Below are 22,423 nucleotides of genomic sequence, written 5' to 3' on the forward strand. Positions count from 1 at the left end.
GATTTTCTACTGATATATCATCCCTATTGGGATTATTAGTTTAAAATCAATATTCTTACACTACCACGTTCACAATCCTCTTCGGCACTACAATCAGTTTTTTTGGTGCGTTGCCTTCCAACCATTTAATTACGTTTTCGTTTTCTAAAACAGCCTTTTCAATATCTTCTTTGCTCATATCCGCAGGGAAAGAAATGGAGGTTCTTACTTTACCGTTTATCTGAATCGGGTATTCGAAAGAGTCTTCAATCAGGTGTTGCGCCTCAAATGCAGGGAAACGCTGTTGGGTTACAGTACCTTTTTCATTGCCCAGAATCTCCCACAATTCTTCTGAAAGGTGTGGTGTATATGGCGACAGCACTATTACCAGTTGCTCAAGTATGGCTTTCTTTGAAGATTTCAAATCAGATAGCTCATTTACGCAAATCATGAATGTACTTACTGAGGTGTTGAAAGAGAAACTTTCTACGTCTTCAGATACCTTCTTGATGGTCTTGTGTAAAGCCTTTAATTCTGCCTTGGTAGGTTCGGCATCTGTTACAATGTATTTGCCGTTCTGGTCGAAGAACAAACGCCATAGTTTACGAATGAAGCGGTAAGTACCTTCAATACCGCGCGTATCCCAGGGTTTACTTTCGGTCAATGGCCCCAGGAACATTTCATATAAACGGAATGTATCTGCGCCGTATTTATCTACGATATCATCCGGATTCACAACGTTGAATTTCGACTTCGACATCTTTTCAACTTCAGAACCACAACGGTAAACGCCGTCTTCCAGTATAAACTGAGGGTCGTCGCCTATATCATTTCTGGTTGCCTTGAATTTTTCAACATCAAGCACATCGTTATCAACGATGTTTACATCTACATGCAGCTTGGTAGTATCATACTGATCTTTCAATCCATAAGAAACAAAAGTAACCTTATCAGTGCCTTTTACACGATACACAAAGCTTGATTTACCCATAATCATACCCTGATTGATGAGTTTTGCCGCGTATTCTTCCTGCGGCACGTAGCCTCTGTCTTTCAGGAATTTGTTCCAGAAACGGCTGTATAACAAGTGGCCTGTAGCGTGTTCAGTTCCACCCAGATACAAGTCTACATTCTGCCAGTAATCAATGGCTTCTTTTGATGCAAATTCTTTGTCGTTCTTTGCATCCATGTAACGGTACCAATACCAGCTGCTACCTGCCCAACCCGGCATAGTGCTTAGCTCGTATGGGTTCCCTTTGTAATTCCAACCTTCTGCACGGCCTAAAGGTGGCTCTCCGCTTTCGGTAGGCTGATACTTGTCAATTTCAGGCAGTACTAATGGCAGGTCTTGTTCATCAACCAGATATGGCAAGTTGTCTTTGAAGTAAACCGGAACCGGCTCTCCCCAATAACGCTGGCGCGCAAAAACGGCATCACGTAAGCGGTAATTTATCTTGCCTTTTCCAATGCCACGTTCTTCAAGGCTGTCAATCAGTTTTTGAGTGGCCTCTTTATACCCTAAACCGTTAATAATGCCCGAATTAATATATTTTCCTTCTTTGGTTGCATCGGCCTGTGTATCAATATCCACTTGTGCATCCAGTATCGGCACAATTGGTAAATTGAAATGCGTTGCAAAATTCCAGTCGCGCTGGTCGCCAGACGGCACACCCATTACCGCACCGGTACCATAACCTGCCAATACGTAGTCGGCAATCCAGATAGGTACTTTTTCACCATTGAAAGGGTTGATACAGTAGCTGCCTGTAAATGCACCTGAAACCTTTTTTACGTCAGACATCCGGTCTAGCTCCGAGCGTTTTTGTGTTTCGGTGATATAGTTATCAATACTTTCTTTTTGTTCAGGTGTAGTTAATGAGGCCACCAACTCATGCTCTGGGGCAAGTACCATAAAAGATACGCCATATATGGTATCTACCCGGGTAGTGAACACTTCAATCAGTGTTTCGGGCTGGTTTTCTACGGCAAATTTTACCATGGCGCCTACCGAACGGCCAATCCAGTTGCGCTGCTGCTCTTTCAGAGATTCAGACCAATCTACCGTATCCAGACCTGAAATAAGCCGGTCGGCGTAGGCAGTTATGCGCATCATCCACTGTTGCATTTTTTTCTGAATCACCGGGTATCCGCCGCGTTCAGAAACACCATCTTTTACCTCGTCGTTAGACAATACCATACCTAAAGCCGGACAGAAATTTACAACGGCCTCTGAAAGGTAAGTTAAACGATATTTAAGCGATAGGCTATATTTTTCTGTATCTGTAAAGCCATTCCATTCATCGGCCGTAAATATGGCTGCATCATCATCACAAACGGCGTTTACACCTTTGGTGCCATTCTGAGCAAATTTCTCGTACAGCGTCTCAATTGGTTCGGCCTTGTTACTGTCTTTGTTATACCAGCTTTTAAAAAGCTCCATGAAAATCCACTGCGTCCATTTGTAGTATGACGGGTCAGAAGTACGTACTTCGCGGCTCCAATCGTAACAAAAACCGATTTTCTTTAACTGGCTTATGTAGGTTTTAATGTTGGCCTCGGTAGTAATAGCCGGATGCTGACCTGTCTGAATTGCATATTGCTCTGCCGGTAGGCCGAAGGAGTCAAAGCCCATTGGATGCAATACATTGAAGCCTTTAAGTCTTTTGTATCTTGAATAGATATCGCTGGCGATGTATCCTAGCGGATGGCCAACGTGAAGACCCGCCCCAGATGGGTAAGGGAACATATCTAATACATAAAACTTGGGTTTGGAATGGTCAATTTTAACTTCATAGGTTTTGTTTTCTTCCCAGAATTGCTGCCATTTCTTGTCGATCTCACGGTGGTTATACTCCGACATAAATAATTTTATATAATGTAAATGAGCCTGAATAGCTCTTTGTTTAAGTAATTTTTTTGCAAAAATAGCATTTTAAGGCTTTAAATTGTTAATTTGTTCAATAATATCCCTAAAACTTATCAGGCATTTCTAAAGATACCATTTAACTGATAGCCCATGTTGCGCAAAATCTTCCTTACTATTCTGTTTTTTTTTCTGATAGCCCTGGCAGGTGTTATTTATGTGTTCAGATACAAATCTGAATCGGCTTTGGTGTTGATGACTGATTTTGGCACAAAAGACGGAGCCGTGGCAGCCATGAAAGGTGTGGCCCTGCAACAGTCGGGCAAACTTGTAATACATGATTTAACCCATGATATACCCGCCTTTAATATCTGGGAAGGTGCCTATCGGTTGCAACAAACAGCGCCTTACTGGGAAGAAGGAACCGTATTTGTATGCGTAGTAGACCCGGGGGTAGGCACTGATAGAAAATCAATAGTGCTGAAAACCAAAGCCAATCATTACTATGTTGGGCCTGATAATGGATTGTTTACACTTGTTGCGGAGCGTGAGGGCGTTGATGAAGTACGGGAGATTTCAAGTGCCAACCGCCTGCCCGACTCGCAGGGTTCTTATACTTTTCATGGGCGCGATGTTTTTGCTTTTACCGGAGCAAAACTGGCAGCAGATATAATAGATTTAGATGGAGTGGGGGCGTCGGTGCCTGGAAACCAATTAGTAAGGTTGGCGTATCCCAGGCCTACGTTTAAAAATAAAGTGCTATCTGGTGGTATAGCCATTCTGGACATACAGTATGGAAACTTATGGACTAACATTGATGAAAAGACATTCAAACTGCTACGCGCGAAAGAAGGTGACAGACTGCAGGTGAAAATTTATGGGAATGACCGGCTGGCCTATCAGGGGCAGGTATTATATGGCCATACTTTTGGTGATGTGAAAGAAGGGGAGAGCATTCTGTATCTGAACAGCCTGATGAATCTTTCGTTGGGTATTAATATGGGTAATTTTGCCAATACTTACAAAATTGGAAGCGGTACCGACTGGCGCATTGAAGTGAGCAGGTAATGAAAAGTGCATCATTTAAATAGTAACCTAATGGTAATTGTTAGGGGCTATACCATTAAGAAAACGAGTTTACTATACTTAGTGTCAAATCTTAAAGTGCTTTAATCTTCCATATTATAATGCTAGGCTTTCAGTTAATTTTATTTACAAAGATTTCTGTGTCGATATCAAAAAAGATAGTAATTCTGTTTAAGTGAAGCTTGGAAAACCACACAAAGTGGAAAGTTTAAGCCAAAAAGCTTACGAATAGCTAAGCCTGATTATTTCTACAAATAATGTTGAAAATGTTAATAAAGTAATGATGAGTAAAGCCGTTAAGATAATTCAACACTTAGGTGATATGCCTTATGTGAAAGAGTTTTAAATTGCTGATGAGGAAGGGTATATTATTGGGTTTTGGGGTGGGGCGGACGACAGTTTCTATATGCTTAGTTATGTTAGCAGTTTTATCTTTCTATAAATAATCAACCACAAAGTGGTAAATGAAAGAAAAATAAATGGCAAAAGAAAGAGGATATCTACCACACCCATAAATTTAAAATTTAGCATAAGAAAAATTAAAATTTGCATTGCAATTATGCCTATAGCGCATATTATATCATCAAATTTGCTTTTTTTTCTTACACTTCCTGAGATAAACAAATACAAAGTAAAAGCAGCAATAAGATAGGCATATAAAGATTCATTTACCTCATTTGGGTTAAAAATGCCTATTAGTAAATAAATACCTACGAAGAAAGATAACTTTTCTCCAGTAACCAATACGAGCAGAAATGATACTGCTGTTAAGATTTTAAACAAGTTAATTTTAGTTGTCATGTTAATTAAATTTGGAGATTAGTATAATCGCTTCTAATACATTGGTTTGATTTTTCCTCAATATCACACAGTTTAAAAAATGAATATTGTATGATTATCAATTTTAAAACTAAGGGGTTTTATTTTAAGGAATTTTACTGTCAGCCATATTAATTTATAACTTGGTTGACAGTAAAATTAGTTGTTTATTAGACTCTAATTACAAGTACCATTTGTACCTGTAGTTCCGCCATTTGGATTTATTGTCAACGTGCCAGAATTTGACATTCCCCTAATTACCTCTCCTAATCTACCAGGTGAATGTATAAAAAGAAACGTTAACGTTCCAATACTTGTAGGAAATGGTCCAAATTTGCTAAATGGAACTATTATATTTATTCCGGCGCTACTTAAAACAGAGAGGGCTGCATCGGTACAATTATACGCTTCCAGGGAATAATTTTTATTTGACCAATTCCACCAGAAAAGTTTATACTCGCATATGTCACCACTGGCCTATCAACTACATATGACCCACCATTAGTATAATTGTAGTTATTAGGTGAGAATGTAGTACTGCCGCCAAGGCCACTACAATAAGCATTAATAGAATGAGAATAATGCACGTCGCCAAAATTTTACGCTGGTACACATACTTTCACAAAAACCGGAATTTGCCCACAAGGTTAACCTCTTACTCTTTTAATTCTACCATTTTTAGTTAGATATTCTTCCCCTGTTATCAAGTTGCCTTCTAATTTCCCCTTTTTAAAATCTAAAGCTCTTAAAAAAGAACCTTAAAGGTCACGAACCCAAATATTTCCCGAAAAAGAATAAGGCTCATTTTTCTATTTTGTAAAGAAAGTGTCATCAGGAATTGTAGTTGATAATTCAGTAATGATTTTTCCGTTTTTTGGCTTAAACATCAATAAGCTAGTAAGCTCACTTACTCCAAGTTTTCTTTCATTGAATAACTTGTTGTGGCTTGAAGCAAAAATATTAGCGTAATATTTTAAAAAAATTGATTCAAATCATTTTTTTACCCTCAACCGGCTTAATGTTTCTGGTTCAATTTCCAGATGCGAAGCAATATGTTTGACAGGTACCCTATGTAGAATGTCGGGAATTTGCTGCTGCAGAAAAACATATCTTTCGTTCACAGATTTCATCCTGATATTGTAGTTTCTTATTTCACTTAAACAATAATACTTTTCAGTCAGTACTCTTCCAACGTAATTAAATTCAGGGAAATTATCATATAGAAACTGTAAATCTGTATAAGAAAGTGACCACATGACGCAATCTTCCAGTGTTTCTATATATTCGTTCGATGGTTTTTGTAAGAAAAAACTAATGACAGAAATAATAATATCGGCCTCCTTAAAAAACCAGGTTGTATGTTCCTTACCGTTTTCGATGAAATAGGCTCTTACAATTCCTTTTTCAATAAAATAGATTTTTCTGTTTACTGTTTCCGGCTGAACAATCATTGACTTTTTAGCGAAAACCTCATTTTTTAGCTTCTTTTCTAAGAAATCTTGTATTTTTGGAGATAAAGGCTTTATGGCTGCAAGAGTGGAGATAATCTGTTGCATAAATTGTGTAGTTAAAGTTTTCACAGCTTTGTTAATTATTCCATAAAAATAAAAAAAAGACGTACCAATAAAAATTGATACGTCTTACTTCTTAATTATCTATATATAATTACTTCTTAGTTGCCTTGGGCGCTATGAAAACAATCATACGCTTACAGTTTAATATTTTCTTTTATATAACAGATGGCATATTTTCTTCTTAATTTATTATCAACTTTTACTTTACTTCTTCTGCATAATTAGGAATAGCACAGTCGCCAAAAGGTGCTGTCTTTTTCTTCATAGGTTTTATGTCATCAGGAGATAAATAGGGGAGCTTATATCTTTCATGCGTAAAGAAGTGTCCCCAGTTCCAGAACTCCCATATATTTCTTCTGAAATTCCTGTAAACGATTGTATCTGGAGAAGTGGGATAACATTCCCGGAAACTCTTAAAAATAATGTCAATGTCTCTGATGTGTGGACCTTTCATTTCATCTTCCCACATTCTGAATTCACCATGTGCAGTTGAATAATTGAAATCTTTTATATGAAACTCAGGGAGGAATAGAACACTGCCAAGAAGCATGCGGAAAAGGCCGATGTAATTAGAAGCATAGGCGATGAACCCAAATGCTAAAATCAATATTGTCCAAATTTTAAGTTTTTTTTTCATATCAAGAGTTTTAAAAATGTATTGACTTTCTAAAAGTTGGAAAGTTAACTGGTAGATATTTTTTGAACTTAATTTTAGAAAGCTTTAAGGCAAGTAAATCTCATAAAAAGCAATTCACTTGCCTTAAAACTTTGAAATCTTCAGAGTTATTTACAAGAGCCGCTTGATCCTTTTATCCCACCGCCTTCATTTATGGTTACTGAACTACTATTAGACATTCCTCTTATAATCTGACCTAATCTTGCTGGTGTGTGAAGGAAAAGGTATGTAAACCCACCACCACCAGTTGGAATTGGGCCTACTTTACTTAAAGGCAAGGGAATATTAATCCCAGCATTACTTAGAACACTCAATGCGGCATCCGTACAATTATAGTCCTCTAACGAGTAACTACTATTTTGCCAATTAATTGATGAATTAACAGCATTTGTAAATTTTGTACTATTAACAAAGTAAGTTGCACTTACATCATAAGGTAATTGACTATTATCTCTAATAACAGATGAAATATTAAAGAATAAGGAAATTGGCGCCCAAACATTAGGATAAAATCCTACACTGCGAGATGTAGTTTGACCTGTATTATTATCTATTTTTGAAAATTGAATAAAAGTATGACCAACATCATTATTATCGTCAATTGGTCTGGACGAGTTAGATATTGGTTGATCTACACAAATGGCAATTTTATAAGTGTAATTGGCCGAATTGTTTTTCATACAATTTAATTCTGAGTCAATGTTTATATTAGGAGAAGCATTACCCCCAGAAAAAGATAAACTTTGATATGTCAATATAGGATTCCACCCTGCATATCCTCCTCCCCCAGTCGAATAATAATCATTTGGTGAAAATGTAATATCACTGCCGCCAAGGCCACTACAATAAGCATTAATAGAATGAGAATAATGCACGTCGCCAAAATTTTACGCTGGTACACATACTTTCACAAAAACCGGAATTTGCCCACAAGGTTAACCTCTTACTCTTTTAATTCTACCATTTTTAGTTAGATATTCTTCCCCTGTTATCAAGTTGCCTTCTAATTTCCCCTTTTTAAAATCTAAAGCTCTTAAAAAAGAACCTTAAAGGTCACGAACCCAAATATATCCTGAAAAAGAATAAGGCTCATTTTTCTATTTTGTAAAGAAAGTGTCATCAGGAATTGTAGTTGATAATTCAGCAATGATTTTTCCGTTTTTTGGCTTAAACATCAATAAGCTAGTAAGCTCACTTACTCCAAGTTTTCTTTCATTGAATAACTTGTTGTGGCTTGAAGCAAAAATATTAGCGTAATATTTTAAAAAAATTGATTCAAATCATTTTTTTGCCCTCAACCGGCTTAATGTTTCTGGTTCAATTTCCAGATGCGAAGCAATATGTTTGACAGGTACCCTATGTAGAATGTCGGGAATTTGCTGCTGCAGAAAAACATATCTTTCGTTCACAGATTTCATCCTGATATTGTAGTTTCTTATTTCACTTAAACAATAATACTTTTCAGTCAGTACTCTTCCAACGTAATTAAATTCAGGGAAATTATCATATAGAAACTGTAAATCTGTATAAGAAAGTGACCACATGACGCAATCTTCCAGTGTTTCTATATATTCGTTCGATGGTTTTTGTAAGAAAAAACTAATGACAGAAATAATAATATCGGCCTCCTTAAAAAACCAGGTTGTATGTTCCTTACCGTTTTCGATGAAATAGGCTCTTACAATTCCTTTTTCAATAAAATAGATTTTTCTGTTTACTGTTTCCGGCTGAACAATTATTGACTTTTTAGCGAAAACCTCATTTTTTAGCTTCTTTTCTAAGAAATCTTGTATTTTTGGAGTTAAAGGCTTTATGGCAGCAAGAGTGGAGATAATCTGTTTCATAAATTGTGTAGTTAAAGTTTTCACAGCTTTGTTAATTATTCCATAAAAATAAAAAAAAGACGCACCAATAAAAATTGATACGTCTTAATTCTTAATTATCTATAAATAATTACTTCTTAGTTGCCTTTGGTGCAATGAAAACAATCATACGTTTACCTTCCTGCTTGAATTCACCTTCTGGTTTACCGTACTCATCAAGCCCTGCAATGAAGCGTCTCAAGAGTTCGGCTCCCTGATCTTTGAACACAATCTGGCGGCCTACAAAGTGTACATAGGCTTTCACTTTGGCATTTTCTTTCAGGAAACTGATGGCATGCTTCAATTTAAAATTAAAGTCATGGTCGTCAGTCTGCGGACCGAAACGTATTTCTTTGATGACCGTCTTGGCAGCTTTGGCTTTTATTTCCTTCTGCTTTTTCTTCTGGTCATATTTAAATTTAGAATAATCTACAATTCTGCAAACTGGGGGATTGGCCGTAGGAACTATCTCAACCAGGTCGAGGCTTTGTGCCTGTGCCATTGCAAGGGCCTGATTGGTATCAAAAATGCCTTGCTCTACATTGTCGCCGACTAAGCGGACTTGAGGTACCCGTATTCTTTGATTGATACGGTGTTCATCTTCTTTCTGTACTGGTCTTCTGAAATTACGATTGAATGGTTGTTGTGCCATTTAACGATTTTAAGGTTACTAATAATTGATTTTTACGAAATTATGAACAATAATCTTAAAAACAAACAATAAGTTAATTTTTAAACAAATTACAAGAGCCGTCAGGCTGTTTTATTATCTAACGGCTCCTGTTATTTAATTTGAACCGAATTTCGGGATATTTTTGTTGATTTCTGCTCTGGCATAAGCAACAAATTCTTCGATGGTCATTGAGCCTAAATCTCCTTCACCTTTACGGCGTACCGACACCCTTCCTTCTTCCGATTCTTTTTCACCTACAATGAGCATCAACGGTAATTTGTTTACTTCTGCATCACGTATTTTACGACCAATTTTCTCGTCTCTATGGTCAACATAACCTCTGATGTCGTTCTCCTGTAAGGTTAAGAACACATCGTTGGCATAGTCTTCATATTTTTCCGAAATCGGTAGAATGGCTATCTGATCAGGCGACAACCACAAAGGGAAATTACCGGCTGTGTTTTCAATCAGAATGGCTATGAAACGTTCTAAAGAGCCGAATGGCGCGCGATGAATCATAACCGGGCGGTGCTTCTGGTTGTCAGAACCAACGTATTCCAGTTCAAACCTTTGTGGTAACTGGTAGTCTACCTGTATGGTTCCCAACTGCCATTTACGGCCTAAGGCATCTTTTACCATGAAGTCGAGTTTTGGCCCGTAAAATGCAGCCTCGCCCAGTTCTTCTACAGTATTTAGTCCTTTTTCGGCGGCGGCTTTTCTGATGGCATTTTCTGCGCTATCCCATGCCTCGTCGGTTCCGAAATACTTGGTTTTGTTTTCAGAGTCTCTTAATGAAACCTGCGCCGAAAAGTTATCAAAACCAAGCGCCTTGAAAACATATAACACAAGGTCTATTACTTTTTTAAACTCGTCTTCCACCTGGTCTTCACGGCAGAAAATATGGGCGTCGTCCTGAGTAAAGCCGCGTACACGTGTTAAACCATGTAACTCACCACTTTGTTCGTAACGATACACGGTTCCGAATTCAGCCAGGCGCAATGGTAATTCACGATAACTTCTCGGCCGTGAACGGTAAATTTCACAATGGTGAGGGCAGTTCATGGGTTTCAGCATAAACTCTTCGCCCTCTTCAGGCGTAGCAATTGGCTGAAAAGAGTCTTTTCCGTATTTTTCCCAGTGCCCTGATGTAATATAAAGCTGCTTGCCACCAATATGAGGGGTAACAACCTGCTGGTATCCTGCTTTTACCTGCGCCCGGCGCAGAAAATTCTCCAGCCTTTCTCTCAGCATGGCTCCTTTAGGCAACCATAATGGTAAGCCTTTGCCTACTTTTTCAGAGAAGGTGAAAAGTTCCAGTTCCTGGCCCAATTTGCGGTGGTCGCGTCTTTTGGCTTCTTCCAGAAACTGAAGGTATTCGTCCAGCTCTTTTTGTTTCGGGAAAGTGATACCATAAATGCGGGTAAGCATTTTGTTGTTCTGGTCGCCTTTAAAGTAAGCACCGGCCACATTCATAATTTTGGCGGCTTTGATAAAACCGGTATTAGGAATATGAGGCCCGCGACACAAGTCGGTGAAATTACCCTGGCGGTAGAAAGTAATAGAACCGTCTTCCAAACCCGAGAGTAAATCCAGCTTATATTCGTCGCCTTTTTCTTCAAAGTACCTTACTGCATCAGCTTTAGACATTGGAATACGCTCGTAATCGTTTTTCTGACGAGCCAGTTCCAACATTTTATCTTCTATTTTCTTGAAGTCGTCGTTTGATATAGTAACTCCGTTGGTATCAACATCATAATAGAAACCGTTTTCTAATGGCGGCCCAACCCAGAATTTTACACCGGGATACAAAGCCTCCAGCGCCTCGGCCATTAAGTGTGCCGACGAGTGCCAGAATGTAGATTTACCGTCCGTATCGTTCCAGGTAAGAAGTTGCAAGGTTGAGTCTTCTTCAATGGGTTGACTGGCATCCTGAACTTTTCCGTTCACCCTGGCAGCCAGTACGTTTCTTGCCAGCCCTTCGCTGATGGAAAGGGCGACATCGTAACTCGAGCTTCCTTTTGGATAATCTCTTACGCTTCCGTCCGGTAATGTAATTTTAATCATCATTCTGGTTGTACTATTTTTTATTAATTGTTGCTACTTATCTGAACCTGATTTTCTTTAACGAATCAGTTTTTACATTAACTTTTGCTTTTGGTTTTATTGTATTTACTTTCACCCTTGCGGTGTCCAGTAGTTTACGGGGTTCTTCAACTACAGGCTTCGGAGTCTGTTTTTTAACAACAACGTCGTTATCAGAATAGTTGCGATAACCAAAGTTTAACCTGCCGGATACCCTGTTGAGCGCCACAATTGCCTGCTCATCGCTTGGGTTTTTCTCAACGGCCTCTTTCAGGGCGCTTTCGGCCTCCTGAAGATTACCCAGCTGCTCATACGTAAGACCCAGCAAAAAGTAAACCTTGGGTAAGTCGCGGTTTATGCCGGCGGCTTTTTGATAGTTTTCCAGTGCTCTTTCATAGCTTCTCCAACGGTAATAAATGGCGCCTGCGTATAATAGCACGTCTGTTCTTCTGGGGTCTACGCGGGCTGCCCGTTCATAATTAACCAGGGCGCTGTCCAGCCATCCTTTTTTAAAATAGGTCAGTCCTCTTTCTACAATAAAATCTGCGTTGTTCTTAAATTCAGCAATGGCTTTCTGATTAACTACCAGCGCGGAGTCGTACATCCGGTAGCTTTGAAGTATGTCAGTCAGCTTTGTGTAACCCTCGCGGAACGACGGCTTAATTTCAATAGCTTTGTTAATAAGGGCAATGGCACTTACGGTGTCGCCTTTACGTGCAGCCAGGGTGCCTCTGTAGAAATGCGTTTCACCATCAAACGGCGCTGTTTGCATTGATTTTGCCAGGTACTTTTCTGCACCGGCCAGGTCATTTCTTTGCTGAGCAAGGTCGCCCAGTAGCGTATATAATTCCGGGGTATCAAAGTTCAGGATTTCAGCACTCTGCGCAAAAGAAAAAGCCTCATCTATTTTTTTCATTCTGCGCAAAATAAGCGCCTTTGTAAATAAATATTTGCCCACGTTTGGCTTCAGCTGGTCGGCACGGTTAATGTCTTCCAGAGCGCTTTCGGTGTCGTTCAGTTTCAGATATATGCCTGCTCTTTTGTAATAGTTCTCTGCCACGCTGGGGTTGCTTCTGATGGCCTCTGTAAGAGCCACTTCGGCAGCCTCGTTCATTTCGCTTTCAGTCTGAAACTGTGTAGGCGGAATTTTGGAGCGCTCGCGGTTGCCTTGCCCACAGGCGGCAAGCAAAACCGTTACTATCAGTAAAATATATAATTGAAATTGTTTTTGCATTATTATTTGGTGGAACCACACGGGCATACAGCCATTTTTTTACAAAAATCCGAAAATTTTCTAACAATAAAAACCTTTACCAAGAATATAGAGTAGCAGCCGCAACAGAACCTAAAGGTAATTGACCGTTTGTTACACTGAGGCAAAACGATAAAACACACCTAAAGGCAGATTTTTACCGAATGAATCTTGTATCATCAGTTCGCCCATTTCAGGATTCATAACGGCCTGATAATTCTGTTTAATGATGGTTTCTGCAATTACTGCCGAAAAACCCATTGAATAGAGATTTAGAATAAAAAAGAAGTGGTTATCATCAATCAATTGCAGGCATGCTTTTATAAGTTCGTTGATTCCTTCTTCCAGAATCCATTTTTCGCCGTCAGGGCCACGGCCATAGGCGGGGGGGTCTAGTATGATACCATTGTATTTTCTGCCACGTTTTACTTCGCGCTTTACAAATTTCAGGGCATCTTCAACTACCCATCTGATATCAGTCAACTGGCTTATTTCCATATTTTCGCGCGCCCATGAAATAGTTTGTTTAATAGAGTCAACGTGTGTCACGTCAGCACCGTTTCCTTTGGCAACTATAGAGGCACCACCCGTGTAGGCAAAAAGATTGAGTACCTTCGGGTTTTCAAGGGGCATTATTTTCAGCTTGGTTTCTATATATTGCCAGTTTTCGGCCTGTTCCGGAAAGATACCCACATGCTTAAACGAAGAAAGCGAAAGTTTGAATTTATAATTTTTACCACCCAGGGTATAGGGTAAATACCATTTTTCAGGCATTTTTTTCAGATTATGCCATTCACCTCTTTCGTCCGGGCTTAGCTGATCGCGCCCTTTGGTTTTTCTGAAAACAGCAGAGGCTTTCTTCTCCCAGATTTCTTCACTGAGCGATTTATCCCACACGGCTTGTGGTTCAGGGCGGGCCAGAATGTAATCGCCGAAGCGTTCTAATTTTTCAAAATTGCCCGAATCTATTAATTCGTAGGAATCTATTTTTGGCTGAAGAAGCTGATACAAGGTAAATTCTTTTAAATGAAACTTAAATTACTGCACTTTGCTGAGATAAATAGTCTTACGGATATTTGTCTGAGGAAGCGACTGTTGTCTTTTTTTGCGTTTGCCGTTTTCTGGCTTTGGCAGGTCTAATTCTTTTATGGCTTCAAATTTAACACGACTTCCGTCTGCAAGAAAATAATTTCCGTACCAATTTCGCACACCATGATAACCAGCCACAAACTGCGCATTTTTTGGGTCAATTGTTTCGTCTGACAATTTATAGGTTTCTGGCCTTGCAAACTCAGATAAATTGCTGATTGCCAGGCTGCCTTTCAGGCATACCGCCGTTGACTTGTTTTCTGAAACGGCCAGATTTTGTTCTACAGCAGGCGACACCAGATTCATATCTACCCGGCTTTGCGAAATCAGGTTACCGTCGGTGTCAAAGCTGGCCACAAAACCATTCAGAAAATTATATCCTTTAAATACCTGCCGCGATTGCGTGCGCGGATAATTGTTGTAGGTGCCGTACCGGCCATAAGCGGGGTAGGGGTCATACCCACCATAATAGGGGCTGCTGGTGGTTACATTCTGATAATTGGCCTGAAAAAAAGTACCACCCATTGTAAGTGTGTTGCCGCCAAAAACAGGTTGTATGGGCAATAAAACAAAATTATCAGCAATTTTTTTTACTGTGGCTTCGTCAATGGCTGGTATGCCTTTCAGCAGTTGGCGGTAGTCATAAAAACGGGTAAAAGTGGTTTTGCCTTCTTCAAGCCTGGATACATAAATGCCTTTCGCACCCGAGTTTGACTGATAAGTACCGGTAATAAATTTTAAACCTGCCTGCACATCTGTTAAGGTAGCAGTAAGCGGAAAATTACCAGCATTGGAAGCAATGGTGTTTTTAATAATAAGCCTGCCAGTGGTATCATATTTAGCATAAACCACGTAGGCGTCTTTTATAAATTCGCCTTTTTTCTTTTTTTCGTTGGTATAACCTGCCTCTTTAATTGCCCACAGGCTTTCTATAGTATTACCGGTAGCATGATAGTTCAGATATTGAACGGTGGCCTTTCCGGTTAATTCGGCGGGTATAAACTGCCCTGTATCTTCATTGAAATCAAACTTATAAAAAGCAGCACCTTTTTCATTGATACCCGCCATCAGAATGCGGTCTTTAAAGAAAACGTAGTCCTGGTCCTGAAAAAACTCGCGTAGCTCAAATCCACGGTTATTAAATTTGCCATCTTTCAAAGCAATGCTGAATACCTGATAATACATACCCTGCGCTTCGCTGAACATAAAGGTAATTTGCTCGCTATCAACAGTAAAGGCCGTTGGTTTTTTTTCAACATCGAGAAAGATTTCTGACTCCCAGACTTTGTTCAGTTCTGTATCAAATTTTACTATTACAGCCTTGGTTACATCTTTTTTGGCAAACAAAATTACGCCTTTGTCTCCTAGCGGAATCAATTGCTGCCAGGTCGGCTTGCCGCTGATTTCATATTCTACTGTTTTTAAAACCTGCGCAGAAACCCCTGACCAGCAGGCCAAAAAAATAAATATAAACGCTGCTTTTCTCATTAAAGATTAGTTTTCAGAAATAATGGTTTGGTGTCAGAAAGCAATTTTGTTAAGATAAAACACCCTTCTTGAACCATCATTTTTGTTGGATATTTTCTGATACCCCCAGGCCAGATAATAATTCTGATGCCAGTATTCAATATCATCGGTTGATGTATCTCTTACTTTATCACCCTCGCGGGCCGTTTCTATCTCAATTATTTTGTTACCTTCTACCACATCGTTACCTCTTACAATTTTGGTCGATAACTTTCCTTTGTTGCTATAAACCAGCGTGATTTCGTTGTTATCGGTCTTTATTTTTACTTTTTCTTTCAGTTCATAAGTTTTCAGGTTGTCGAAACTGAAACTGTTGTCCCAGATAAGATTACCTTTTTTATCAAATCCGGCCACAACCGCATGGGTATATTTGAAGCCATCAAACTGCTGATTATTAAAGCCACGGTTGCCCGACCACAGCCAGGGGTTCCATGCCCAGGAGTTCATGCCAAAATAGCGGTAACCACCCATACCATAGCCGTAGGGGCTCCAGAAAGGGTTGCCGTACATGGGCGAACCATAAAAAGTGTTGTTGTTTCTGAACTCAGGATAGAACACCTCTGCTACCAGAATGTACTGGTCGTCTTTCTGGATAATGTCATGTACCAGCACACGGTAGTTAAGCCGCAGGTCGCTGCCTTTGTCGCGCTTTTTGTTAATCTGGCGTTCAATACGGTCTTGCTGTTTCTGAGACATAAACTTGAAGAAATTCCTGAACTCGGTAAAACTGTGCAGCTTCAGGTATTCGGTGTTATCTTCATCTACTTTACTTATATAAAGCCCCTGCGACATAGGAACTCCATTGGACTGATACCCGCGGAAACCATAGTTACCAATCATTAGTTGGGTGCCATCATTGAGCGAGAAGAGTTTTCCTGTCAGTAAACCATAGTCTTCTTCGGGTTCAACGCTCAGGTGTTCTACTATTTTTCCGTTCTGGTTTATGCGCTTCACCACCATATAGCTTGAACGTCCCTTTTTTACAGAGTAAGATACCACCAGCAGGTTGTTTTCGTCATCAAAGTCGAGTGATGAAATACTGGCAGTTCCTTTAAGCCCCCCGGCCAGTATACGTGGCTGAAGTTTGTGCAGGTTAACGCTCATTAATACAGGCTCGTCCTTTACCATTCCGGCCAGATAGGCAAAGTCGTTATGCACTTTAAATTCAGATACCTCAAAGCGGGTGATGTTCTCGAAAAAGAACTTCTGCATGATGCCAATGCCTGTTGAAACTTTAATAATCTGGTATAAATCGCTGTTATATTTGCTGAAAAGCAAATATACATCGCGGCCGTCACGATAATAATCAACAAAATTCTGGTTTTCTTCCAGGTCTCCGTTCAATGACCAGCCCAATTGCAGGTCTGTATCAAATTTGGTAATACTGAACGTTTTCTTTGAAGTTTTAGACAGCACCACCAAACCTTCATCACCCAGCGAAATTACCTGAAGTTTGTTGTCGTCGCCACCGCCTACGGGTATTTCAATTCTTTTTACACTCTGCGCCTGAATAGCCTCGGTTGCCAATAAAAATGTGGCTAGCACGAGCATAATTGCTTTTAGCCCTGTCATAAATTTCAGGCGGCTTTGTGCTTTAAAAAACTGAGAAGCAATAATTTTATGATTCATAACTTTTAGCGACGATGAGGTCGAACTCTTCTTTTTTAACGGGTTGAACTGAAAGCCTACCCTGGCGCACCAAAGCCATGTCTTGTAGTCGTTCGTCGGCCTTTATAGCCTGTAGCGTTACTCCCTTGGGTAGTTTTTCAACAGGTGCCAGGTCAACAACTACCCAGCGTGGGTCGTCGGTGGTTGGGTCAGGATATGATTCTTTAACAACTTTGGCAATGCCTACTACATCAAGCCCTTCGTTTGAGTGATAGAAAAGTACCAGGTCTCCGGTTTTCATTGCGGCAAGATTGTTGCGTGCTGCGTAGTTTCGTACGCCGTCCCACATCCCTACGCCTTGTTTAACGAAATCGTCCCACGAATATTTGAATGGTTCTGATTTTACAAGCCAATAATTCATAGTTAAATGATTTAAGTTAAAAATGAATATCAAAAAAGCCCCAGTTGAATGGGGCTGTTGTATGTGCTGGCAAATTAAGGAAACTTAGGGAATTTTTTAAAGTCTGGCTTGCGCTTTTCGAGAAACGAGCGGAAACCTTCTTTGGCTTCTTCTGAAAGATAATATAGCAACGTTGCATTTCCGGCCAGCTCCTGAATACCAGCTTGTCCGTCCAGCTCTGCATTGAATGATGATTTCAGCATTCTGATAGCCAGCGGAGACTTCTCCTGTATTTTACGGGCCCATTCAACTGTTACTTCTTCCAGTTGTTCTAATGGCACCACTTTATTTACTAATCCCATATCAAGGGCTTCCTGTGCATTGTACTGGTCGCACAGGTACCAGATCTCACGGGCTTTTTTCTGGCCAACAATACGTGCCAGGTAGCTGGCGCCAAAGCCGCCATCAAAACTACCTACTTTAGGGCCTGTCTGGCCGAAACGGGCGTTTTCAGCGGCAATAGTCAGGTCGCATACTACGTGCAGCACATGGCCGCCACCAATAGCCCAACCTGCTACCGATGCAATAACCACTTTAGGTATTGAACGAATCATTCTTTGTAGGTCAAGCACATTGAGGCGTGGAATGTGGTCGTCGCCGATGTAACCGCCGTGGCCACGTACTGATTGGTCTCCACCGCTACAGAAGGCTTTTCCGCCTTCGCCTGTCAGAATAATGACTTCAATTGATGGTTCTTCGCGGCAAAAAGCCATGGCATCAATCATTTCTTTTACCGTCTGCGGACGAAACGCATTGTGTTTTTCAGGACGGTTGATACTGATTTTGGCGATGCCTTCGAAGAATGTAAATTTTATATCTTCGTACTCTTTAATCGTTTCCCAAGTCATAATCTATATTTGAATGGTTATAATTTATTGGTTTTTAATTCTGTTTAAATCTTGCGTCTATGCGTTGCTATAAAAGCTTCTGATTTTAATATTCCTCGGTTGTTACTTTTTACGTAAAAAGTAACCAAGACTAGCCGTCCGAAACCTGCATCATTTAAACTCGTCCAATTAAAAATCCGAAAGTTCATTGCTATTTTTCTATAAACTGAACTCGATTTTTAATCTTAGACTAGCCGTCTGCCTCAACAGGAAATGATGTTTTAAGGACTTTAATTTTTAGTTGCTATTTTTCCTCTGTGAAACTCTGTGTAAAACTTTGTGACACTCCGTGGTTATGAGTTTTGATAACTGCTTTACTCCAAATCATCTAAATCTATTACATCACTGCGGTTGTCTTCCTGAAAAAACTCTACTTTCCAGGTGTGGTCGGCCAAAAGGAAAACCTTTGCCAGAAACTGGTTGAATGGAAACGACCGACCCCATTCGTTAGGAGCAACCATAGAAAGGATATCGGTACCGTCTTTTTTTTCGTAAAGATAATAAACATGATTAATGATAGGCTCAAAACCAATAGCTGCATCATAAATCCGTTCAGAAACATCAATCCTGTTTTTGATTTCTTTAGCCTGCTGAGCCAGCAATTCCATTTGGCGGTAAATCTTGTTCAGCTGCTCGCCTGTTTGCTGCCGCATGGCCATTTGAGCTTTACCTTTTACTTTTCCGATGTCTTCAGGGCGAATCACAGCGCCACCCGCAGTGTGGGCGTATTCCATTAGTCCCGGGTTTTCAGCAACCTTTATCTTGTCTATCGGATTCTTTTCCATCTTGCAAATTTATTTTGAAAACTTTGTTTCTGAACCAAATCAATAAAAAATAATAGTTTGATGCCTGTTTTTTAACCTTGATATTAAAACCAAAACCGGTGTTTTTAGTTTTAAAGAATAACAAAACAGACTAATTGCTCTGCAAATGTAGTTGTTTTAGGATAAAATACCTGAATAATTTAGATAATGTAGATATTTAATCTAAAAATACATTTGGGTTAGGATATAATCACCTTTAAAAGGTGTCATTTGCGACGATTTGAATAAAATTTACGTATATATTATACTTGCCAAGGTTTGGCTATAACTAAATACACGTTACATTATGGAAAACAATACGATTGACAGAAGCGAATTTATGAAACAGGTGGGTATCAGTTTTGGTACCATTTTATTAATGAATTGCCTGCAGGCCTGCGACAGTGGAGGCGAAGTGCCAGACCCTAACCCGGGTGGAAATAGCGGCAAAGTAGATTTTGTTTTAGACCTTAACAATGCCACTTATGCAGTACTTAAGAACAAAGGGGGTAATGTGGTAGTAAAACCGCAGAATATAATAGTGGCACGTACCAATATAGATACTTTTATTGCAGTGAGCGCCATTTGCACGCATCAGGCCTCTACTATTAACTACAGGGCGGCCAGCAATGATTTTTTGTGCCCGAATCATTTATCTGAATTTACGGCTGATGGCTCGGTGCAGAAGGGGCCTGCAACTACACCACTGAAGAAATATTTGGTATCGGTTGATGTAACAAATAATACTGTGCGCATTTTTGAGTAAATTTGCGCCACAATTACAAACGAATCTTTGCAGCATGGGCTGTTTGGGTTTATTATTGGTGCAACAATGATTTTTCTGGAAAAAGACGGAACCTATATCAATACAGACCCAAGTAATCATTATTACGAAAAAGTATTAAAATTTAAAGATGCCTGGGATTCGAGTCAGCAGGAATTTATCATTCACACATCGGGCTCAACAGGCACACCCAAGCCGGTTGCGTTTTCAAGAAAGCAGCTGGTGGCCTCTGCGCGCCTTACGGCGAGTACATTTAATCTTCAGGATGGTGATACGGCCTTCTGCTGCCTGAGTGTTGATTACATTGCCGGTATGATGATGCTGGTGCGAGCCTTTGAAACGGGAATGGATATGATGATTGTTGAGCCCGGCTCTAACCCATTTAAAGGTATAGAAAAACACCTGTATTTGCTGAATGCAAACAGAGGCAAAAACTTTTTTGCTTTTGTGCCTTTGCAGATACAGACACTGCTGGGGGAGTCGGAACTGTATCTGGAAACGCTCAATTCGGCCAAAGGAATTATTATTGGCGGGGCTGCTGTTCATGAGTCAGTACTAAGCCAGATTCAGAAGATTTACGCGCCTGTTTATGCTACCTATGGTATGACGGAGACGCTGTCGCACATTGCCATTAAGCGGCTGAACGGCCCGGATATAGAAGATTTTTTCAGGGTACTGGAAGGCGTTGAAATAGCCAGCGATGAACGCGAGTGCCTGATGATAAAATCTGATGCCACCAATGGGCAATGGATTGTAACCAATGATTTGGTTGAAATGATTGATGAGCGCAGTTTCAGGCTGATTGGTCGAATTGATAATATCATCAATAGTGGCGGAGTGAAGATTCAGCTCGAAAAAATTGAACAGGCAGGGGAGGAGATATTCAGAAAAATTAATTTTTCCGGCAGGTTTTTTGCCTATGGAGTACCCGATAAAACATTGGGCCAGAAGCTGATATTGGTAGTTGAAAGCAAAATGCCCTTGTCTGACGGAAATGAGCTTGGGCTGAGGTTCTCAGAAAAATTGCCTAAATTTGAAATTCCAAAAGAAATATTCTTTGTTGAAAAAATGATTGAAACCCCAACCGGTAAAATCGATAAAATAAAAACTGTCAATGTCTACGTTCTCCCTCAAATTCCAAACCTCTGAGAATATTCCTCCACCTTTTGCACACGCCATTGAGCTAAGCGGCGCTATTGAACAAAACAAGGAACTTGATTTGTCTTTCGAGCTTTCGTATCTCGACAGAGAATTGTTATCTGAAGAAGAGATTCTGGACGAGGGTTTTTCGATGAATGATGATTTCAAATGGCAGGGTAGTTTACCGGCCGTTTGGAAAGATATAATCTATGGTAATCTGAAATCGGCAAAGCCGCTTAAAATTAAAGACCTGGAGCCTCACCAGCATTTCTGGCAGATTGATTTTGAAGGACAGACGTTTTATCCGGCCAATGCTGATAAACTTTCTTATTTGCTGGAGGAAATCCAGCAGGCTGTTTTTGAAAAAGCAGGCAGAGAGCTGCCATTGAATCTGGTTTTTTACAAGAGTCAGGCTGGTGAAACCAAAGAGATTGCCATTCATGCCTCATTTGTTGAAAGAACGGTTGAAATACGCAGAACAGAAAACAATCTGCCAGAAAAGACTACTTATCTGCCCTGGGAAGAACTCAATTTTATTTTGAAAAACACGTTTTCAGGTGAGTTTATTATTGATTTGGCATTTAATAAAAAGCCATCTCATAAAGGTACCTTCGTTAATATAGGTGATGGTTACTGGTATGAGGTTGGCAAATCTATGTTGATAGAGCCTCATAAAATTAAGAAGATTTTTAAACTGTAAAAAAACTCATCTCTAAAGTTTGAGATGAGTTTATACATTATCTATTCAACCTATGATTATTAATTTGATCCCTGTATGCGGGTATATTTTGTAAAGGCCACATCTTTATAAGTACCCGACCAGCTCAGCAATACAGTTGTACCTGCTTTAGGGCTGGCTACACCCAAATCTGCCCATGTTTTTGTTAATGTGGCCTTGCCGTCATTTCCGGTGGTTAGTTCACCTATTTTAGTTCCGGTACGAAGCGACAAAGTTACTTTTAACGATTTTACTGCAATTGAATCGATTCCCTTGGTGTGGTCAAGGATATTGGTTTTGTCTAGTTCCAACAGCTTGATATTAAAGGTAACATCTTTTGATATTTTGGTTGATACCGTTGGGTCGGTTGTAGTGCCGTTAGACTGCACGCCGTTGTCGTCAACGACCAGAAACAACAATGGAGATACAACCCTGTCAACAAAGGGGTCTTGCTTTTCACAACCTGAAAGCAGTATTATGGCACTCAGAAACAGTATATATGCGGTCTTTTTCATGTTTATAATGTTTAGTGTAAATATTA

The 22,423-nt window shown here is 39.8% G+C and carries 20 protein-coding genes; 4 read left to right on the forward strand and 16 right to left on the reverse strand.

Translation table 11 applies throughout. The features are described 5' to 3' along the window. Positions 1 to 55 precede the first annotated feature (55 nt). Entirely contained in the window at positions 56 to 2,839 is a 2,784-nt protein-coding gene (gene leuS, locus MB380_RS10475; protein WP_253535318.1) for a leucine--tRNA ligase, read from the reverse strand. Positions 2,840 to 2,995: 156 nt separating this feature from the next. Here leuS and MB380_RS10480 point away from each other — a divergent pair, with 156 nt between their 5' ends. Further along, entirely contained in the window at positions 2,996 to 3,910 is a 915-nt protein-coding gene (locus MB380_RS10480; RefSeq protein WP_253535320.1) for an S-adenosyl-l-methionine hydroxide adenosyltransferase family protein, read from the forward strand. Positions 3,911 to 4,342: 432 nt separating this feature from the next. On the opposite strand, the gene MB380_RS10485 is transcribed toward MB380_RS10480, so the two are convergent. From MB380_RS10485 to MB380_RS10550, 14 genes are all read right to left on the reverse strand, one after another. Further along, a complete protein-coding gene (locus MB380_RS10485; RefSeq protein WP_253535322.1) occupies positions 4,343 to 4,729 on the reverse strand; it encodes a hypothetical protein in 387 nt (128 codons plus the stop codon). A gap of 1,010 nt (positions 4,730 to 5,739) precedes the next feature. Further along, positions 5,740 to 6,303, reverse strand: a complete 564-nt coding sequence (locus MB380_RS10490) for a Crp/Fnr family transcriptional regulator (RefSeq protein ID WP_253535324.1) — start codon at positions 6,301 to 6,303, stop codon at positions 5,740 to 5,742. A 217-nt stretch (positions 6,304 to 6,520) separates the two neighbouring features. Further along, complete coding sequence (locus MB380_RS10495) at positions 6,521 to 6,928, reverse strand: hypothetical protein (RefSeq protein WP_253535326.1); 408 nt, start codon at positions 6,926 to 6,928, stop codon at positions 6,521 to 6,523. 176 nt (positions 6,929 to 7,104) lie between these two features. Beyond that, the gene (locus MB380_RS10500) at positions 7,105 to 7,872 is read right to left on the reverse strand and encodes a hypothetical protein (protein WP_253535328.1); all 768 of its coding nucleotides are present in this window, start codon (positions 7,870 to 7,872) and stop codon (positions 7,105 to 7,107) included. 405 nt (positions 7,873 to 8,277) lie between these two features. Beyond that, positions 8,278 to 8,841 carry a Crp/Fnr family transcriptional regulator gene (locus MB380_RS10505; protein WP_253535329.1) on the reverse strand — a complete coding sequence of 188 codons (564 nt, stop codon included), beginning with the start codon at positions 8,839 to 8,841 and terminating at the stop codon, positions 8,278 to 8,280. 109 nt (positions 8,842 to 8,950) lie between these two features. Next, entirely contained in the window at positions 8,951 to 9,511 is a 561-nt protein-coding gene (gene infC / locus MB380_RS10510) for a translation initiation factor IF-3 (RefSeq protein ID WP_101727042.1), read from the reverse strand. A 135-nt stretch (positions 9,512 to 9,646) separates the two neighbouring features. After that, positions 9,647 to 11,599, reverse strand: coding sequence for a threonine--tRNA ligase (gene thrS, locus MB380_RS10515; RefSeq protein ID WP_253535331.1), 1,953 nt, complete (start codon positions 11,597 to 11,599; stop codon positions 9,647 to 9,649). A 34-nt stretch (positions 11,600 to 11,633) separates the two neighbouring features. Further along, the gene (locus tag MB380_RS10520; protein ID WP_253535333.1) at positions 11,634 to 12,848 is read right to left on the reverse strand and encodes a tetratricopeptide repeat protein; all 1,215 of its coding nucleotides are present in this window, start codon (positions 12,846 to 12,848) and stop codon (positions 11,634 to 11,636) included. Positions 12,849 to 12,980: 132 nt separating this feature from the next. Next, positions 12,981 to 13,877 carry a class I SAM-dependent methyltransferase gene (locus tag MB380_RS10525; protein ID WP_253535335.1) on the reverse strand — a complete coding sequence of 299 codons (897 nt, stop codon included), beginning with the start codon at positions 13,875 to 13,877 and terminating at the stop codon, positions 12,981 to 12,983. Between the two features lie 27 nt (positions 13,878 to 13,904). Next, positions 13,905 to 15,443, reverse strand: a complete 1,539-nt coding sequence (locus MB380_RS10530; RefSeq protein WP_253535336.1) for a hypothetical protein — start codon at positions 15,441 to 15,443, stop codon at positions 13,905 to 13,907. A gap of 33 nt (positions 15,444 to 15,476) precedes the next feature. Continuing rightward, a complete protein-coding gene (locus MB380_RS10535) occupies positions 15,477 to 17,111 on the reverse strand; it encodes a hypothetical protein (protein ID WP_253535338.1) in 1,635 nt (544 codons plus the stop codon). After that, the gene (locus tag MB380_RS10540) at positions 17,101 to 17,511 is read right to left on the reverse strand and encodes an EVE domain-containing protein (RefSeq protein WP_101727036.1); all 411 of its coding nucleotides are present in this window, start codon (positions 17,509 to 17,511) and stop codon (positions 17,101 to 17,103) included. The genes MB380_RS10535 and MB380_RS10540 overlap by 11 nt, the downstream gene beginning before the upstream one ends. A gap of 74 nt (positions 17,512 to 17,585) precedes the next feature. After that, complete coding sequence (gene menB / locus MB380_RS10545; protein ID WP_253535340.1) at positions 17,586 to 18,398, reverse strand: 1,4-dihydroxy-2-naphthoyl-CoA synthase; 813 nt, start codon at positions 18,396 to 18,398, stop codon at positions 17,586 to 17,588. A 353-nt stretch (positions 18,399 to 18,751) separates the two neighbouring features. Next, a complete protein-coding gene (locus tag MB380_RS10550) occupies positions 18,752 to 19,222 on the reverse strand; it encodes a DUF2452 domain-containing protein (protein WP_101727034.1) in 471 nt (156 codons plus the stop codon). A 325-nt stretch (positions 19,223 to 19,547) separates the two neighbouring features. Between MB380_RS10550 and MB380_RS10555 the strand changes: the two genes are divergently transcribed. From MB380_RS10555 to MB380_RS10565, 3 genes are all read left to right on the forward strand, one after another. After that, a complete protein-coding gene (locus MB380_RS10555) occupies positions 19,548 to 20,006 on the forward strand; it encodes a ubiquinol-cytochrome c reductase iron-sulfur subunit (protein WP_253535342.1) in 459 nt (152 codons plus the stop codon). A gap of 66 nt (positions 20,007 to 20,072) precedes the next feature. Continuing rightward, positions 20,073 to 21,173, forward strand: coding sequence for an AMP-binding protein (locus MB380_RS10560; RefSeq protein ID WP_253535344.1), 1,101 nt, complete (start codon positions 20,073 to 20,075; stop codon positions 21,171 to 21,173). Continuing rightward, entirely contained in the window at positions 21,139 to 21,864 is a 726-nt protein-coding gene (locus MB380_RS10565; RefSeq protein ID WP_253535346.1) for a hypothetical protein, read from the forward strand. The genes MB380_RS10560 and MB380_RS10565 overlap by 35 nt, the downstream gene beginning before the upstream one ends. Before the next feature lie 59 nt (positions 21,865 to 21,923). Here the strand turns inward: MB380_RS10565 and MB380_RS10570 are convergent, their stop codons facing one another. Further along, positions 21,924 to 22,397 carry a hypothetical protein gene (locus tag MB380_RS10570; RefSeq protein ID WP_253535348.1) on the reverse strand — a complete coding sequence of 158 codons (474 nt, stop codon included), beginning with the start codon at positions 22,395 to 22,397 and terminating at the stop codon, positions 21,924 to 21,926. Between the last annotated feature and the right edge of the window lie 26 nt (positions 22,398 to 22,423).

Origin of the sequence: Emticicia sp. 21SJ11W-3, assembly GCF_024138715.1 — a bacterium.
Classification (GTDB): Bacteria; Bacteroidota; Bacteroidia; order Cytophagales; family Spirosomataceae; genus Emticicia; species Emticicia fluvialis.

Coding starts and splice junctions, on each gene's coding strand:
- leuS (WP_253535318.1), bottom strand. CDS start 2,839: ATGTCGGAGTATAACCACCGTGAGATCGACAAGAAATGGCAGCAATTC.
- MB380_RS10480 (WP_253535320.1), top strand. CDS start 2,996: ATGTTGCGCAAAATCTTCCTTACTATTCTGTTTTTTTTTCTGATAGCC.
- MB380_RS10485 (WP_253535322.1), bottom strand. CDS start 4,729: ATGACAACTAAAATTAACTTGTTTAAAATCTTAACAGCAGTATCATTT.
- MB380_RS10490 (WP_253535324.1), bottom strand. CDS start 6,303: ATGCAACAGATTATCTCCACTCTTGCAGCCATAAAGCCTTTATCTCCA.
- MB380_RS10505 (WP_253535329.1), bottom strand. CDS start 8,841: ATGAAACAGATTATCTCCACTCTTGCTGCCATAAAGCCTTTAACTCCA.
- infC (WP_101727042.1), bottom strand. CDS start 9,511: ATGGCACAACAACCATTCAATCGTAATTTCAGAAGACCAGTACAGAAA.
- thrS (WP_253535331.1), bottom strand. CDS start 11,599: ATGATGATTAAAATTACATTACCGGACGGAAGCGTAAGAGATTATCCA.
- MB380_RS10520 (WP_253535333.1), bottom strand. CDS start 12,848: ATGCAAAAACAATTTCAATTATATATTTTACTGATAGTAACGGTTTTG.
- MB380_RS10530 (WP_253535336.1), bottom strand. CDS start 15,443: ATGAGAAAAGCAGCGTTTATATTTATTTTTTTGGCCTGCTGGTCAGGG.
- MB380_RS10535 (WP_253535338.1), bottom strand. CDS start 17,111: ATGAATCATAAAATTATTGCTTCTCAGTTTTTTAAAGCACAAAGCCGC.
- MB380_RS10540 (WP_101727036.1), bottom strand. CDS start 17,511: ATGAATTATTGGCTTGTAAAATCAGAACCATTCAAATATTCGTGGGAC.
- menB (WP_253535340.1), bottom strand. CDS start 18,398: ATGACTTGGGAAACGATTAAAGAGTACGAAGATATAAAATTTACATTC.
- MB380_RS10550 (WP_101727034.1), bottom strand. CDS start 19,222: ATGGAAAAGAATCCGATAGACAAGATAAAGGTTGCTGAAAACCCGGGA.
- MB380_RS10555 (WP_253535342.1), top strand. CDS start 19,548: ATGGAAAACAATACGATTGACAGAAGCGAATTTATGAAACAGGTGGGT.
- MB380_RS10560 (WP_253535344.1), top strand. CDS start 20,073: ATGATTTTTCTGGAAAAAGACGGAACCTATATCAATACAGACCCAAGT.
- MB380_RS10565 (WP_253535346.1), top strand. CDS start 21,139: ATGTCTACGTTCTCCCTCAAATTCCAAACCTCTGAGAATATTCCTCCA.
- MB380_RS10570 (WP_253535348.1), bottom strand. CDS start 22,397: ATGAAAAAGACCGCATATATACTGTTTCTGAGTGCCATAATACTGCTT.